This window comes from Neotamlana nanhaiensis, assembly GCF_000943555.1.
Classification (GTDB): domain Bacteria; phylum Bacteroidota; class Bacteroidia; order Flavobacteriales; family Flavobacteriaceae; genus Neotamlana; species Neotamlana nanhaiensis.
The window spans coordinates 155530-172429 of the sequence record NZ_JTDV01000003.1 but is presented as its reverse complement, the minus strand read 5'-3'; the positions used below and the strand labels follow the sequence as shown (position 1 = coordinate 172429).

Below are 16900 nucleotides of genomic sequence, written 5' to 3'. Positions count from 1 at the left end.
TTTTTAAATAATTATTACAAATACTTTAAGCAATGTTTAACAATTCAATCACAAGTGTTTTACAAGGTAATTATCATTAATAAACTATATTTGCGTTTCTACTTTTAAAAATTACATGAAAGCATTACTGCATTTAAATAAATACTTTTACAAATACCGTAGTCATTTAATAATTGGTATTATAATTACCATTGTTGCACGCCTATTTTTACTATATACACCACGCTATGTAAAAGAAATTTTTACGGTTATAGAAACCTATTTTGCAGGCGATATAACCAAAGAGGTTTTTAAAAACGATTTGTTTGAAGCCATTCTTTACATAGTTGGAGCCGCAATAATTGGTGCTATTTTAACCTTTTTTATGCGCCAAACCATTATTAATGTTTCGCGTTATATTGAATACGATTTAAAAAATGAAATTTACGAGCAGTACCAAAAGCTATCGTTAAATTTTTATAAAAAAAACAGAACTGGCGATTTAATGAATCGTATAACCGAAGATGTTACCCGAGTTCGCATGTACGCTGGTCCTGCCATAATGTACAGTATAAATACCATAACTTTAATTATTATGGTCATTTTTTACATGTACAAAGCCTCACCAAAACTAACATTATACACTTTAGTACCGTTACCAATTTTATCAATAATCATTTATAAATTAAGCAAAGAAATACATAACCGAAGCACCGTTGTGCAAGAATATTTATCGAAACTTTCAACCTTTACACAAGAGTCTTTTAGTGGTATTTCGGTAATAAAGGCTTATGGCATAGAGGCACAAACCTCAAAAAACTTTAAAGAATTAGCTATTGAAAGCAAAAACAAACAAGTAAGTTTAGCTAAAATACAAGCTTGGTTTTTTCCAATGATGATTCTACTAATTGGTAGCAGTAACCTTTTAGTCATTTATATTGGCGGCATGCAATACATTAATAGTGAAATTGAAAGTATTGGTACCATTGCTGAATTTTTAATGTATGTAAACCTTTTAACATGGCCAGTGGCTACAGTAGGTTGGGTGACTTCAATTGTACAACAAGCCGAAGCATCGCAAAAACGTATTAATGAGTTTTTAAATATTGAACCTGAAATTAAAAACGAAAACAATACTGAAACAAATATTGAAGGTGATATTGTTTTTAATGATGTTTCGTTTACTTACGACGACACCAATATTGAAGCATTGAAAAAAGTTAGCTTTACAATTAAAGCAGGTGAAACCTTATCTATTCTAGGAAAAACAGGCTCTGGAAAATCGACTATTTTAGATTTAATTGGGCGCTTATACGACGTTAACCAAGGTAGTATAACCATAAACAAAATACCTTTAAACAAGCTAAACCTATATAATTTACGCGACAGCATTGGATATGTACCTCAAGATGCTTTTTTATTTTCCGATACTATAAAAAACAATATTAGCTTTGGTAAAATTGATGCCACAGAAGCTGATGTTATTGAAGCTGCAAAAAACGCCCAAGTACATAAAAACATTATTAAATTTAAAAATGGTTACGATACCGTTTTAGGTGAACGTGGTATTACTCTTTCTGGCGGACAAAAACAACGCGTTTCTATTGCTAGAGCCATAATTAAATCGCCTAAAATTTTTTTGTTCGACGATTGCCTGTCGGCCGTAGATACAGAAACTGAAGAAAAAATATTGAAAAACCTCAACAAAATTTCTAAAAACAAAACCTCAATAATTGTAAGTCATCGTGTGTCTTCAGCAAAAAATGCCGATAAAATTATTGTTTTAGATGATGGTAAAATTGTACAAGAAGGCAACCACGACAGTTTAATAAATGTAGATGGCTATTACAAAGAGCTTTACCTAAAACAATTGAGCGAAACAGTATAATCTAAAAATCATTCTGATAAGTTTTTCGTTTAAATTCTCGCATTAATGGTGCTTTCAACAAAAGAAAACTTATAATTTGTTGGTTAATAAGAGTTTTTTTTAGATTTTTGGTATTTACAAAACAATTAAATCAACACTATTTCAATTCAAAATGAATGCTATGATGGAGAAAGAGGAAATTTTTTCAAAAGTATTACGAGCAGGACGACGAACTTATTTTTTTGATGTTAGAGCAACTAAGGCTGACGATTATTACCTAACAATTACTGAGAGTAAAAAGTTTACAAATGACGATGGATCTTTCCATTACAAAAAGCATAAAATTTACATTTACAAAGAAGATTTCGCAGAGTTTAAAGATATTTTATCTGAAATGACTGATTACATTATTAGCGAAAAAGGTGACGAAGTAATAAGCGAAAGACACCAAAAAGACTTCAAGAAAGAATACGTAGCACCTCGTGTTACTGAAGCTGAGCTTAAAACACCAGAAAGTTTTACCGACGTAGATTTCGACGATATATAACTTATTAAAACCATCAATTAATTTGATGGTTTTTTTATGTTTAAATTTTACTTGTTAAAAGGGCTGTACCCAACACCACCAACAAGTAAATTCCTCCTATTTTAATGCTAAAAATAGCGGCCAAGAAACTCGACATTAAAATTACCCAAATAGGCACCAAGGTAATTGCTATGGCAAACCTAAAAGTTGCGGTAAATTCGGCTTCCTTTATTTTTGGTTGAGCAACAAATTTCCAAACTGCATAAGGTCCAATTAATAAAAGTACTAATAGCGTTTTAAATAATTGTTGCAACACTATATTATTATTTTTAACCGTTACAACATCATCTGTAAAATTAGATTTTATTAAATTATTAACCATTTCTGGTTTTAAGAAATCGACCTTTAAACCTTCTAATTTTTCTAGAATGTTGCTATAATTATCTTTTGGAATGTTGGTTGTTAATTCCGAAATACGCTCTTGTACAGTTGTTTTTAATTTTAAAACACCTTCATGTTTATCCGTTTTAAAAAATGGTTTAGCCGCAATAGCGTTTCCAAAGTTTAAACTTACCGAATCTGGATAGCTTTCAGCATTTTTATAATTTAATCCTAAGGGCACAATTTGCAAATCGGTTTCAGGATAGCTTTCTAAAGTTTCAAAAACTATTCTTGTAAATCCTTTACTTAATGGCCTTACAGTACGCTTTAAACTATGATTGCCCTCGGGAAACAACGACACCGCTTCATTGTTACTTAAAATTGTGCTACAGTTTGTAAAAACCTCAGCATTATTCGAAATAGTCTTCCATCCATCACGCACACGATATACGGGTATCATTTGTAACGATTTTAAAATCTTTGCAATAATAGGTTTATTAAAAACACTCGCTCTGGTTAAAAAATAAAAGAAACGTCCGTTGCCATAAACCGCAATAAGCAAGGCATCGATTAAAGCATTTTGATGATTCGACAACAATAAAACAGGTTTGTGTTTTGGAATATTTTGTGCATTAATAACTTCTACTTTTTTATAATAAAAAAACAAAGCTAGCCTTAAGTATGCTCTTACCGTATGTAACCAAATTTGTTTCAAACTGTAACTTTTTTAGCAGACCTATACGACCAGTAAAAAGCAATTGCTAAACCAGAAATAATATGCCAAATACCCCAAAAAGCAGCTAGAATAGCCATACCGCCCAAACCATTAAAAAAAGTAAAAATGAGTAGTAATCCTAAACCGGAATTTTGTATACCAGTTTCAATCGCTATGGTTTTTTGATTGGTAAATGATAATTTACAAAGTCTAGCCACAACAAAACCTAAAGTAATGGCTAATACATTATGAAACACTCCAATTAACAGTACATAATGAATGTAGTTATTAAAAACATCGATATTTTTAGAAAAGGCTAAAACTACAATTAACCCAAAAATTACAATAGATAATGGTTTTAATATTTTAGATAGCTTTAATGCCGTTGCTGGAAATTTATACTTAAATACCATACCTAAAACCAATGGAATTCCTAAAATTAAAATAACCAGTTTTATTAAATCGAATGGATTTAAAGCAACTTCGTTTAATATTTGCGCTGTTGGTTTATACAAACTCCCATATAACTGAAAATTTAAAGGTGTCATAAAAACTGCAATAAACGTAGCAAATGCAGTTAAACTTACCGATAAAGCAGTATTTCCTTTAGCCAAATGCGTCATAAAATTAGATATATTTCCACCTGGGCAAGCCGCAACCATAATCATTCCTAAGGCAATACTTGGCTGTGGTTTAATAAGCCAAACCACTAAAAAAGTTAGTAACGGTAACAGCAAAAACTGGCAAACAACACCAACTAAAATTAACTTTGGAGTTTTAAATAATTGTTTAAAATCGCCTAGTTTAATACCTAAAGCCACGCCAAACATAACAATGGCTAAGGCAATATTTAAAACCCATAATCCGCCGCTATCAAAATTAATAACTACCTTATCTATTTCCTGCATATTAAGACACAATGCTTCCGTTTTTAACCTTATGTTCTGGGTTTAACAACATCACATCTTTACCGTTTACAGCGCCAACCACCAAACATTCACTCATAAATTTCGCAATTTGCTTTTTAGGAAAATTAACCACCGCAACAATTTGCTTTTGCAACAAATCTTCTTTCGTGTACAATGTTGTTATTTGCGCTGAAGATTTTTTAATACCCAAATCACCAAAATCAATATGTAATTGATAGGCTGGGTTTCGTGCTTCAGGGAAGTCGTTTACTTCAATTATAGTACCTACTCGTAAATCTACTTTCGTAAAATCTTCAAAAGTTATTGTATCATTCATTTTTTAAAAATACAAATAATCACGAAATTTGAATCAAATAAATAAAAAATGGCCAACACACCTTCAAATATGCTTCCGTTACGAACTAAAGCTCCTGCTTTTAGCTTACCAGATACTATTTCACAAAAAACACTTTCACTATCTAAATTAAAAGGTGATAAAGGCACAGTAATTATGTTTATTTGCAACCACTGCCCTTTTGTTATTCATGTAAATAAAATGGTAGTAGATTTGGCTAACGCTTTCGCGGAAGACGGTATAAATTTTATCGCTATTTCTAGTAACGATGTTGCTAATTATCCACAAGATGCACCCGATAAAATGACCATTCATGCTAAAGCTAACAACTACCCCTTTCCTTATTTATACGATGAAACCCAAGAAATTGCTAAAGCTTATGATGCTGCTTGCACACCCGATTTTTATTTATTTGATGATGATTTGAAACTCGTTTATCGCGGTCAGCTTGATGATTCTAGACCTGGAAATAATTTACCTGTTACTGGCACCGATTTGAAACATGCAATAAATTGTTTACTTAATGGTAAGCAAAACGAAGCGCCTCAAAAGCCTAGTATTGGCTGTAATATTAAATGGAAAAAGTAAAAATGAGGATTTTAATATAACTTCACTTTTATTTTATAAAGATTTAATTGAAAAAACATCTTTTTTTAAGTTCTTTCGACTGCGCTCAAGAAGACAATCACTTATTTTTATTACCTTTTTTAGATGCTATTTTGAAAGTTTCAAGGAATTAAAGTTTAAGTTGCCAAAACCCAACATTTTGCCACTCACCAAACTTAAAACCAACTTCTTGTAATTCTGCTACCTGTTTAAAACCAAATTTTTCGTGTAATTTAATACTCGACGCATTAGGAATAGTTAACACACCTAAAACTGTATGATATTTTTTTTGTTTAAGTTGCTCGATTAGTTTAGTGTAAAGCAACGAGCCTATTTGTTTACCATGAGCATCGTGTTTTACATAAACAGTAGATTCTACAGTGCCATTATAAGCGGGTCTTGGCCTAAACTTACTGGCGTAGGCATAACCTAAAATTTGGTTTTCTGCTTCAAAAACATAAAAAGGAAAGTCTGCTTGAATTCCTAAAAGTTTGTCTTTAAAAGCATCAATTGTAGAGATTTCTAAATCGAAAGTCGCCGTAGAATTTAAAACGTAGTAGTTATAAATTTCTAAAATTTGTGGTATATCCTCAGCTTTAAAAGGTCGTATCACAGGTTAAAATTTAAATCCATTGGTTTAGCTTTAGCAAATTTTCAATATGCGCATAATGGTGATTTCCATGCCATGCATAGTTGCCAATATTATAGTCTAAAGGTATTTCGGAATTGGTTTCAGGATGGACAAAAACCTTTTTTAAATCGGATGGTTTTAAACCGCGAATTAAATAAACCAACTTAAAATGAATGGCTTTTAAATGCTGAAGCGACATTTGTATTGGTGCTGTTTTGGTATCGAAAAGTGCTGCCCAACGATCTTCAAAATAAGCTTTTATAATGGGTTTATCTTCGGTTAAAGCCCATTTAAAACGCGTGTAACTGTGATGATGACTATCGGACACATGATGCACCACTTGCCTAACCGTCCAACCATCGGGTCGATAAGGTGTATCGAGTTGCAAATCGGTTAAGTTTTCTACTAACTTTTCAAATTTATTAGGAAAGCTTTCAAGTTCAAGTGTCCAATTTAAAACATCCTTTTCAGTGATATTATCTGGACACTTAAATGTTCCTATTGGATATTTAAGCAACTCTAAATGTTCCATAAAATATATCTATTTATCAAAAGATTCTACCAACATAGATTTAGCCTCAAGTATGGCTTCATCTAAACTATTAAAATGCCTAATCTTCTTTTTAAAAAATAATTTTTCGATGGTAGAATTTAGTGTACCTACAGAGTTACTAGACACCACAAAGTACGATTTTAACGAGTAACTATGTTTAAAAAACTTTAACCAATCTGAAGCAATAACCGAATAAGAATTAATTCTATTTGTAATAAAAATTAAATCTCCTCCATTAGTATTTAAAAAGCTAGACACATCTTTAACCATTTGCTCGCCACACTCCCAACCAATAGTTTCGCCTTCATATATTTCGGAAATAACATATCCCTGAAACACATACAATTCACCAAACGAATATTTAAATTCCTCAAGAATCTCGTTATAAAAACGAGAATTTTTCACACTCCTCATCGCGCTATAATTTCATTCAAACTAAAAGTAAATAAAATATTTTATAAAAAACAAAAAGTACCTAAAGAGTTAGGTACTTTAACAGTTTGTATAAAAATAACCTTATTTTACGTCCATTAGTTCAACATCAAAAACTAAAGTTGCATTAGGAGGAATAACACCACCTGCACCACGAGAGCCATAACCTAAATGACTAGGAATTACTAATCGGGCTTTGTCACCAACTTTTAAAAGCTGAATACCTTCGTCCCAACCAGAAATAACTTGTCCCATACCAAGTGGAAAATCGATTGGTGCATTGCGCTTGTATGAAGAATCGAATACCGTACCGTCTGCAAGTTGCCCCTTGTAATGTACCGAAACCGTTTTACCTTTTTCGGCCTTTTTACCATTTCCTTCTTGAATAATTTGGTAACGTAAACCACTTTCGGTTTTACTAAAACCTGTTGCTAACTTATCTAATTCTGCCTCAGCTGCTTTTTTTTCAGCTTCAATACGTTTTTCTCTTGCGCCTTCAAAAGTTCTAAAAGCTTCAACCGCGTTAAATGCTTCTGCTTCTGCCCCAACTTTTACAATTTCTAAAGTATCAATTACATCACCTTGGGCAATAGCATCAACAACATCTTGCCCTTCTACAACTTTACCAAAAACAGTGTGATTATTATCTAACCAAGGGGTTTCAACATGGGTGATAAAAAACTGACTTCCATTAGTTCCTGGGCCTGCATTTGCCATAGATAATACGCCTGGGCCATCGTGTTTTAAATCTGGGTGAAACTCATCATCAAACTGGTAACCTGGATTTCCAGAACCTGTACCTTGAGGACAACCACCTTGAATCATAAAATCTGGAATTACTCGGTGAAATTTTAAACCATTATAATATGGTGTACCTTGAGGTTTTACTTTATTTTCTAAATTTCCTTCAGCCAAAGCAACAAAGTTACCAACGGTTCCTGGTGTTTTCTTATATTCTAAAGCTACTAAAATTTCGCCTTTTGTTGTATTGAATTTTGCGTATAATCCGTCTTTCATTTTTTTAATTTTAGGCTGCAAAGATAGGAAATGCTATTTGAAGACAGAAACTAGATGCTAGAAGATTTTTTATACTGAAAAACAATGTAATACAATTTACTTTATATTTTAAAGAAACCGATCATCCAGAAGAAATTCCAAAATAAATACTCCAAACTATAAAGCTCGCAGAGACACAAAGGAGCAAAGTTTGAAATGTGAATTAAAACTTAATAATATTTAACTATGGAAAAATCCAAATTCCAATACTACTGAATACTGTGACTGCCTACTGAATACTGAGACTGCAACTGAAAACTGAAAACTGCGACTGCCCACTGCCTACTCAACACTAAATACCATCAATTCGCTACCTCGCTTATAAATTTAATACGGTATAAACGAAGCTCTTCATCATCGTAATCACCATCAAATTCATCAATAGCAACTTTTATATTATCGGTTTCCGATTCCATAAAGTAATCATGGATTTCTTCTTGCTGATCTTCATCTAAAATATCATCAATCCAATAATCGATATTAAGTTTAGTACCAGAATACACAATAGCTTCCATTTGCTTTATAAACTCTTCCATCGATAATCCTTTGGCTGAAGCAATATCGTCTAATGGCAATTTTCTATCAATATTTTGTATAATATAAAGTTTATTAGCAGAGTTTGAACCCGTTGACTTTACTACTAAATCATCGGGTCTTGTAATATCGTTATCTTCAACATACTTGGCTATAAGTGCAACAAAATCTTTACCATATTTTTTGGCTTTACCGTCACCAACACCATGCACATTACCTAATTCGGTTAAATTTACAGGATATTTAAGTGCCATATCTTCAAGTGAAGGATCTTGAAAAATAACAAATGGCGGTACACCTAATTTTTTAGCATTTTTCTTTCTTAAATCTTTAAGCATACCCATTAAAACCTCATCGGCAGCAGCGCCCGCACTTTTTGCATTGGTAATAATTGAATCGTCCTGCTCTTCGCTAAACTCATGGTCTTCGGTCATCATAAACGATTCTGGGCTTTTAATAAAATCTTGCCCTGCATCGGTAAGTTTTATAACGCCATAAGTTTCAATATCTTTTCTTAAATGTCCCGAAACAAGTACTTGTCTCAATAAGGCCATCCAGTATTTTTTCTCTTGGTTTTTCCCTGCGCCAAAAAATGGTTGTTCGTTAGTTTTATGCGAATTTATGAGTGCATTTTCGCTTCCTACTAAAACATTTACTAAATCTTTAGACTTGTATTTTTCGTTGGTATTAAAAACAGTTTCAATAAGCAACTTAACCTCATCTTGAGCTTCGTGTTGCATTTTAGGGTTACGAACATTATCGTCCATATCGCCACCTTCACCTGTTTCGTTATCGAATTCTTCTCCAAAATAATGCAAAATAAACTTTCTACGAGACACCGAAGTTTCGGCAAAAGCGACCATTTCTTGTAGTAAAGCCTGTCCAATTTCTTGTTCGGCAACAGGTTTACCCGACATAAATTTTTCGAGTTTTTCAATATCCTTGTACGAATAAAATGCCAAACAATGGCCTTCGCCACCATCGCGCCCTGCTCTACCTGTTTCTTGGTAATAACTTTCTATACTTTTTGGTATATCGTGATGTATTACAAAACGCACATCGGGTTTGTCAATCCCCATTCCAAAAGCTATGGTTGCCACCACGACATCTACGTCTTCCATTAGGAATTTATCTTGATGGCTCGATCGTGTTTTAGCATCTAAACCTGCGTGATAAGGCACTGCATTAATTCCATTTACTTGAAGTACTTGTGCTAACTCTTCCACACGTTTTCGACTTAAACAATATACAATGCCCGATTTACCTTCGTTTTGTTTAATAAATCGGATTATATCGGCATCAACATTTTTAGTTTTTGGTCTTACTTCATAATATAAATTCGGCCTATTAAACGAGGCTTTAAAGGTATTTGCACCTGTTATACCTAAATTTTTAATAATATCTTCTTGTACTTTAGGTGTGGCTGTTGCGGTTAAACCAATAATGGGAATATTTTCGCCAATGCGTCCAATAATTTGTCTCAGGTTTCGATATTCAGGACGAAAATCGTGTCCCCATTCACTTATACAATGCGCTTCATCAATAGCTAAAAACGATATTTTTACCGATTTTAAAAAATCGACATTTTCATCTTTGGTAAGCGATTCTGGAGCGACATAAAGCAACTTGGTTACACCATTAACAATATCTTCTTTTACACGTTTTACCTCGGTTTTATTGAGAGACGAGTTTAAAACATGGGCTATTCCTTCTTCATTTGATACGCCTCTAATAGCATCAACTTGATTTTTCATTAAAGCAATTAATGGAGAAACTACAATGGCAGTACCTTCTTGCATTAGTGCCGGCAACTGGTAACATAACGATTTACCTCCGCCAGTTGGCATTATTACAAATGTATGTGTACCCGATAATATACTTTTTACAACATTTTCTTGGAGACCTTTAAATGTACTAAATCCGAAATATTTTTTAAGTGACGCTTGTAAGTCAGTTTTGTCTACAGACATGAATCGTTTAAATTAATTTAATGTTTAATTACAAAATGTACTATTAAATTTAATAATACATTTGAAGAACCCTCATAGTTTTTTTCGTTAGTTTTGTATCGCAAATCTAATTTACACAAAAATTAAATTTGCGCATCTATAAAGATAACAAAATCTTTAAAAACGCAATAAAATCTTAAACTTTGAACGAATATACCTCAATTGTTGATGTAGCCAAACAAACTATTGAAGCCGAAGCGAGTGCCATTTTAAACTTATCGAGTTTACTTAATGAAGATTTTGCTAAAGCCGTAAAGCTAATATACAACTCTAAAGGTAGGGTAATTATTACTGGTGTTGGCAAAAGCGCTATTATTGCCAGTAAAATTGTAGCGACTTTAAACTCTACAGGAACTCCAGCCGTTTATATGCATGCTGCCGATGCCATTCATGGCGATTTAGGATTAATTTTAAAAGATGATGTTGTTATTTGTATTTCAAAAAGCGGAAACACCCCAGAAATTAAGGTTCTTGTTCCTTTAATTAAACGCGGCGAAAACAAGATGATTGCCATTACTGGTAACGAAAACTCCTTTTTGGCAAAACAAGCCAATTTTGTGTTAAATACTTATGTTGAAAAAGAAGCTTGCCCAAATAATTTAGCACCAACAACAAGTACTACGGCACAATTAGTTATGGGTGATGCACTGGCGATTTCGTTACTTAATTTACGTGGATTTTCAAGCGAGGACTTTGCCAAATATCACCCTGGTGGTGCGTTAGGTAAAAAGCTATATTTACGAGTTAAAGACATTTCTACCGAAAACCAAAAACCTCAAGTTACTAGCGATACCAATATAAAAAATGTAATTATTGAAATTTCGGCAAAAATGCTTGGTGTTACTGCGGTGATTGAAAATGATAAAATTATTGGTATTATTACTGATGGCGATTTACGTAGAATGCTTAGTAAAACCAATGATTTTTCGGCGCTAACAGCAAAAGATATTATGGGTACAAGCCCGAAAACTATTAATGTTGATGCTATGGCGGTTGATGCTTTAGAGCTTATGGAAATTCACGATATTACCCAATTATTAGTTGAAGAAAACGGTAAATACGCAGGCATTGTACATTTACACGATTTAATAAAAGAAGGCATAATTTAATGGCACAAAAAAACATAAATGAGATGTCGTTTCTCGATCATCTTGAAGACTTACGCTGGCACTTAATTCGTATTTGTATTGCTGTTATTATTGTGGCAACATTAGCTTTTATTTTTAGCCGATTTATTTTTGACGATATCATATTTGCGCCTTTAAAAATGAGTTTTCCTACCTATCATTTTTTATGCGAAGCGGCAACATTTATAAATGTAGACACGACATTTTGTGCCGAAAAAATCCCGATGATTATACAAAACCGTACCATGGCCGGCCAATTCTCTGCCGATATTTGGACAGCCATTTTAGGTGGTTTTATTATTTCGTTTCCTTATGTTATTTATCAACTTTGGCATTTTATTAGCCCCGGTTTGCATGACAAAGAACGCAGACATTCTCGTGGATTTATTATTATTTCATCGCTATTATTTTTTATTGGTGTGCTATTTGGCTACTTCATTGTTACGCCATTATCAATTAACTTTTTAGCAAATTATAGTGTTTCAGAAGTCGTTGATAACCAAATTGACATTAGTTCGTATATTGCTTTAGTACGATCGTCTGCATTGGCATCAGGTTTAATATTCGAGTTACCCATCATCATTTATTTTTTAACAAAAATTGGTTTGGTAACCCCCGAAATTTTAAAAACCTACCGCAAATATGCATTGGTAATTGTTTTAATTCTTTCAGCAGTTATTACGCCTCCAGATATTGCAAGCCAAGTAATTGTTGCCATTCCTATTTTAATATTGTACCAAGTAAGTATTTATATTTCTAGAATTGTGGTTAGAAATCAGCGTAAAGCCGAAAAAAGCCTCCAATAATTAATTAAAATTCACGTTATTGTAATTATGATTTTAAGAGCCGATAATTTAATGAAGTCCTACAGCGGACGAAAAGTAGTAAAAGATGTTTCACTTAAAGTAGAACAAGGTGAAATTGTTGGACTTTTAGGGCCTAATGGAGCTGGAAAAACCACATCGTTTTACATGATTGTTGGACTTATTAAACCTAATGGTGGGCATATTTACCTAGACAATACCGAAATTACTAAATATCCTATGTACAAACGTGCCCAAAACGGTATTGGCTATTTGGCTCAGGAAGCATCAGTATTTAGAAAATTAAGTATTGAAGACAATATTTTAAGCGTATTGCAACTTACTAAATTGAGTAAAAAAGAACAGGTACATAAAATGGAATCGCTTATTGAAGAATTTAGCCTTGGGCATATTCGCAAAAACAGAGGCGATTTACTTTCTGGAGGTGAGCGTCGTCGTACCGAAATTGCTCGTGCCCTAGCCACAGATCCGAGTTTTATTTTACTCGATGAACCTTTTGCTGGTGTAGACCCTGTTGCTGTTGAAGACATTCAGCGGATAGTTGCACAACTTACCAAGAAAAATATTGGCATTTTAATTACCGACCACAACGTACAAGAAACTCTTGCCATTACGGATAGAACGTATTTAATGTTTGAAGGTAGTATTCTCAAAGCCGGCGAACCTGAAGAATTAGCCAACGACGAAATGGTTAGAAAGGTATACCTAGGTCAAAACTTTGAACTTCGTAAGAAGAAGATTAGGGAATAAAGCCACTTTTTTATTATGAAATTAAATGAAATCTATTTTTACATGATTTTGTTTTTATTTCAAATTTTCAGTGTTATAATTATTACATGTTCTGAAGATTTAAAAGAGAAAAAATACTTTTTTAATTACTTAAAAATGGCTCTTTTAATGTTTTCTATTGGTTGCTTCATGGAAATAATCAACTGGAATTATTTACAAAATTTTGAGTGTATTTTTTTTACAGCAATTCCGCTTGCGCTTATCGCAATTATTAAATTAATCACATTCATTTTTAAGTTTATTTTCAAAAACGAACCTTTTCAAATTTACAGAAACGAATTATCTGATGGTATTTGGGTAAAAAACAACGGTAATTTCGATAGGTATAAGTTTTATTATTCTTTTTACTCCATTTCAATTTTGCTCATACCCATGTTCACATTAACATTATTCTATATTTTTCTCTTTAAATAAAATATGGTAAACTTCTCGGTAAAAAATTTAGAAATCTTATTTTGAAATGATCACTTTTTTATGCGCGACTACTTTTTTGTTTTTCAATAGTTCTACAAAATAAACCCCATTAACATAATTTGAAACGTCAATATTTCTAGTTTGAGAACTTATATTTTTCATTTTTAAAACCTGTCCGTTTAAATTATAAATTTTAATTTGATATGCTTCAGAACTATTCGCGTTCAATGAAATGTTTAAATGATGACTTGCAGGGTTTGGGAATAACGAAAACACATTATTAGTAAAGTTATCGACACCTAATGGCTCACCTACAAACTCCAACTTAACAACCGCACCGTTATCGGTTATGGCATAAATAATAAGTCCGTTGGAATGAATTACTACATCACGAAACCGTTCGCTGTCTGAATGAAATTCTTCATAAACGCCATCTTCTAAAGCAGAGCCATCGGTATTTAACTTAGCTCTTATAATTAAGCCTGTTTTTAACGTTGGAATTAACAATGAAGTGCCCCAATTTGGAATTTTACCACCTTCATAAACCGCAATACTTGACGGTGCTACTGTTGGCCAACCCGAAGAACTTCCAGCTGTTGGCTCTGTAGCAAGCGTACTGTTATACGTACCAATTGGAGGCATAAAATTGGGCATATTTGCAGCCGAAACCGACTCATCAATAGCCGATTCTGGGCAATTCGCAATAACATTACTATACGCATTACAATTTGATGGATACGCAGACCAGTTGCAATATGCATACCCCATATCGTCATTATAACCAGCAATTAAGGGCCAACCGTAATTTTTTCCAGATTCAATAATATTTAACTCATCGTCGGTTTTATCGCCATGTTCTGAGGCGTAGAGTTTTCCGTTCTGACCAAAAGCTAATCCTTGCGCGTTTCTAAATCCGTAAGCATACACATAGCTTTGTACTCCATTTAAAACAGGATTATCGGTTGGAATACTACCATCTAAATTTAATCTGAAAATTTTCCCTTTATAATCTGAAAAATCAGAAGGACTCGATGGTAAATATTGAGATCTTATTTCGTTACAAGCTTTTCCGCCACGGTTATTTCCAAAATCACCAATAGTCCAATACAATTTTAAATCTGGGCCGATAACAATTTTACCTGAATTATGATCGGTACCTGCTGGAATAGCTTCAATAACAGTAAAAGCACTTGTACCATCTAGAATTCCACTAGATTCTATGTAATTATAGCGTTCAATTCTAAATCTAGAATCGACTCCCGAACCAGAATCAGCATCATAAGTATACAACACATACACATAGTTATTTGTAGTAGTATTTAAATTCGCGTACAAATCTGGATGAATTGCCATTCCCATTAAACCATCTTGACTTAAAGATTGGTACACCTTACCCGATAAATTTAACAATTCTGTTGTTGCTCCAGTAACCACATCAATTTTAGTTACTTTTTTACCTTGGCGCTCTGTAACCCATAAATTTCCATCTGGCGCAAATAAAAGCGTATTTGGCCTATTTAAAGTATTATTAACTACAAGGTTTGAAACATTCCAATCTGTACCCGAACTAACTGGTGTTTGGCCTAATACAGAGTATACACTTGCTAATAAAATATAAAATAAATGGTTTTTCATGGTGGTTTAGTTTAGTTGGTATACGCTTATTTGCGCTTCTCCTGTTCTGCTAATAATTTCTTCTGGTAACGGCCTTGTACTACATCTACAACAACAAGAACAAAAAGTACAAAATAGAAGGTTGTTTTACTCATTGGCACAATATGATTCCCGAATAATTCAAGATGTGCTAAATGTCCGCCTTCCGTTACTAACATAATGCCCACAATAAATAGGATGAATAAACCGAGTACTTCGTACATACGATTTTTAGCTAAAAATACCGAGATTTTATCGGCAAGTAGTAACATTAATAAACCACTACAAACTATGGCAATGGCCATAATAATAAAGGCCGTTGTACTATTTTCTATATCGCTAGTTAAACCAATGGCTGCCAAAATAGAATCGAACGAAAACACCAAATTCATAATTACAATACTCACTATTACTGCATTGGCAGTTTTTTTGCTTTTGCCTGCATCGCCTTCAACATCATGTTCTAAGTCTTTTATAGAAATCATGTGCCAAATTTCCTTAATTGCGGTATAAATAATAAATCCGCCACCAGCTAAAACAATTAAACTGTGCCCATTAAACGCAAATTTGGCGATATCCTTTATTTCGGCTGTTAAAAACGAAAAAGGTTCTTGAAAAAAATCGATTACGGAGACCAAAACAAAAAGTAAAACAATGCGTAATACAATAGCTATTAAAATGCCTTTTTTTCTTACTGATTTTTGCTCTTCGACCGGCGCTTTTTTACTTTCTAAAGAAATATACAATAGGTTATCGAACCCTAATACCGCTTGCAACATAACAAGCATTAATAGCGTAAAAATGTTTTCTAACATAGGTGGTTTTTATTTTGATGAAAAATTATTTATTACTGAAAGACTAATATATAACAATATAATAAGCGGAATAGCCGCAAATTGTAATACCACAATTAACACCAAACACAGTATTAAAAATATGTATCGAATGGCGTTATCCTTAAATCCAAAATTTTTAAATTTTAATGCAAACAATTTAATGTTGGCATTTAACAAGTAACAACTTACCACAGTAATTGCCACTAAAAACCATTTATTTAAAATTATAGCGTTAATTAAATCGTTATTCTGAAACTCTAAAATAAGGGGAAATGATACAATTAATAATGCATTTGCGGGAGTTGGCAAACCTTTAAAATACGTTTGTTGTTCATCATCAATATTAAATTTGGCTAAACGATACGCCGAAGCCAACGTTATTGCTAAACCTAAATAAGGTATTAAATGAAATTCGTCCCAGCTTAAATTAGCAATTTGCAGCAATTTGTAAATGACTAAACCTGGTACAACACCACTTGTTACTACATCGGCAAGTGAATCTAGCTGTAAACCTAATTCGCTTTGTACGTTAAGTTTTCTTGCCGCGAAACCATCAAAAAAATCGAAAAATATGCCTAAAAACACAAAAAGAGCAGCCGTTACAAACTGGTTATTAACTACAAATATTACCGCAACGCATCCGCAGAATAAATTCATTAAAGTTAGCGCATTGGGTATGGCTTTTTTCATTGAGTTAAATTTTAG

General features: G+C 32.9%; 17 protein-coding genes. 6 read left to right on the top strand and 11 right to left on the bottom strand.

Annotation, left to right across the window (positions count from 1 at the left end; all coding sequences use genetic code 11):
* Positions 1–115 precede the first annotated feature (115 nt).
* Positions 116–1867: an ABC transporter ATP-binding protein gene (locus PK35_RS06155; protein WP_044625827.1), complete on the top strand. Its 1752-nt coding sequence runs from the start codon at positions 116–118 to the stop codon at positions 1865–1867.
* A gap of 160 nt (positions 1868–2027) precedes the next feature.
* The gene (locus PK35_RS06150; RefSeq protein ID WP_202903818.1) at positions 2028–2393 is read left to right on the top strand and encodes a PUR family DNA/RNA-binding protein; all 366 of its coding nucleotides are present in this window, start codon (positions 2028–2030) and stop codon (positions 2391–2393) included.
* 40 nt (positions 2394–2433) lie between these two features.
* Here the strand turns inward: PK35_RS06150 and PK35_RS06145 are convergent, their stop codons facing one another.
* The 3 genes from PK35_RS06145 to PK35_RS06135 are packed head-to-tail and all read right to left on the bottom strand — an operon-like array spanning position 2434 to position 4713.
* The gene (locus tag PK35_RS06145; protein ID WP_238320892.1) at positions 2434–3468 is read right to left on the bottom strand and encodes a lysophospholipid acyltransferase family protein; all 1035 of its coding nucleotides are present in this window, start codon (positions 3466–3468) and stop codon (positions 2434–2436) included.
* Positions 3465–4376: a bile acid:sodium symporter family protein gene (locus PK35_RS06140; RefSeq protein ID WP_044625825.1), complete on the bottom strand. Its 912-nt coding sequence runs from the start codon at positions 4374–4376 to the stop codon at positions 3465–3467. The genes PK35_RS06145 and PK35_RS06140 overlap by 4 nt, the downstream gene beginning before the upstream one ends.
* A 1-nt stretch (position 4377) precedes the next feature.
* Positions 4378–4713 (bottom strand): tRNA-binding protein, encoded by a 336-nt coding sequence (locus PK35_RS06135; protein WP_044625824.1) that lies wholly within the window; start codon positions 4711–4713, stop codon positions 4378–4380.
* A 48-nt stretch (positions 4714–4761) separates the two neighbouring features.
* Between PK35_RS06135 and PK35_RS06130 the strand changes: the two genes are divergently transcribed.
* Positions 4762–5319, top strand: coding sequence for a thioredoxin family protein (locus PK35_RS06130; protein WP_044625823.1), 558 nt, complete (start codon positions 4762–4764; stop codon positions 5317–5319).
* Between the two features lie 148 nt (positions 5320–5467).
* Here PK35_RS06130 and PK35_RS06125 read toward each other — a convergent pair whose 3' ends face one another.
* The 5 genes from PK35_RS06125 to recQ form a co-directional block, all read right to left on the bottom strand.
* Positions 5468–5950: a GNAT family N-acetyltransferase gene (locus PK35_RS06125; RefSeq protein WP_044625822.1), complete on the bottom strand. Its 483-nt coding sequence runs from the start codon at positions 5948–5950 to the stop codon at positions 5468–5470.
* Positions 5951–5960: 10 nt separating this feature from the next.
* The gene (locus tag PK35_RS06120; RefSeq protein ID WP_044625821.1) at positions 5961–6500 is read right to left on the bottom strand and encodes a YfiT family bacillithiol transferase; all 540 of its coding nucleotides are present in this window, start codon (positions 6498–6500) and stop codon (positions 5961–5963) included.
* A gap of 9 nt (positions 6501–6509) precedes the next feature.
* A complete protein-coding gene (locus PK35_RS06115; protein WP_044625820.1) occupies positions 6510–6935 on the bottom strand; it encodes a hypothetical protein in 426 nt (141 codons plus the stop codon).
* 102 nt (positions 6936–7037) lie between these two features.
* Positions 7038–7970, bottom strand: a complete 933-nt coding sequence (locus PK35_RS06110) for a peptidylprolyl isomerase (protein WP_044625819.1) — start codon at positions 7968–7970, stop codon at positions 7038–7040.
* 341 nt (positions 7971–8311) lie between these two features.
* On the bottom strand, positions 8312–10513 hold the full coding sequence (recQ, locus tag PK35_RS06105) for a DNA helicase RecQ (RefSeq protein WP_044625818.1): 2202 nt from the start codon (positions 10511–10513) through the stop codon (positions 8312–8314).
* A gap of 182 nt (positions 10514–10695) precedes the next feature.
* Here recQ and PK35_RS06100 point away from each other — a divergent pair, with 182 nt between their 5' ends.
* Genes PK35_RS06100 through lptB form a run of 3 tightly spaced genes read left to right on the top strand, consistent with a single transcriptional unit; the run spans position 10696 to position 13253 of the window.
* Positions 10696–11661 carry a KpsF/GutQ family sugar-phosphate isomerase gene (locus tag PK35_RS06100; protein ID WP_044625817.1) on the top strand — a complete coding sequence of 322 codons (966 nt, stop codon included), beginning with the start codon at positions 10696–10698 and terminating at the stop codon, positions 11659–11661.
* On the top strand, positions 11661–12485 hold the full coding sequence (gene tatC / locus PK35_RS06095; protein WP_044625816.1) for a twin-arginine translocase subunit TatC: 825 nt from the start codon (positions 11661–11663) through the stop codon (positions 12483–12485). The genes PK35_RS06100 and tatC overlap by 1 nt, the downstream gene beginning before the upstream one ends.
* A 27-nt stretch (positions 12486–12512) precedes the next feature.
* Positions 12513–13253, top strand: coding sequence for an LPS export ABC transporter ATP-binding protein (lptB, locus tag PK35_RS06090; RefSeq protein WP_044625815.1), 741 nt, complete (start codon positions 12513–12515; stop codon positions 13251–13253).
* A gap of 489 nt (positions 13254–13742) precedes the next feature.
* On the opposite strand, the gene PK35_RS06080 is transcribed toward lptB, so the two are convergent.
* Genes PK35_RS06080 through pssA form a run of 3 tightly spaced genes read right to left on the bottom strand, consistent with a single transcriptional unit; the run spans position 13743 to position 16885 of the window.
* Entirely contained in the window at positions 13743–15341 is a 1599-nt protein-coding gene (locus tag PK35_RS06080) for a PQQ-dependent sugar dehydrogenase (protein ID WP_052825900.1), read from the bottom strand.
* A gap of 26 nt (positions 15342–15367) precedes the next feature.
* Positions 15368–16174: a TerC family protein gene (locus tag PK35_RS06075; protein WP_044625813.1), complete on the bottom strand. Its 807-nt coding sequence runs from the start codon at positions 16172–16174 to the stop codon at positions 15368–15370.
* Between the two features lie 9 nt (positions 16175–16183).
* Positions 16184–16885 carry a CDP-diacylglycerol--serine O-phosphatidyltransferase gene (gene pssA, locus PK35_RS06070; protein ID WP_044625812.1) on the bottom strand — a complete coding sequence of 234 codons (702 nt, stop codon included), beginning with the start codon at positions 16883–16885 and terminating at the stop codon, positions 16184–16186.
* Positions 16886–16900: the final 15 nt, after the last annotated feature.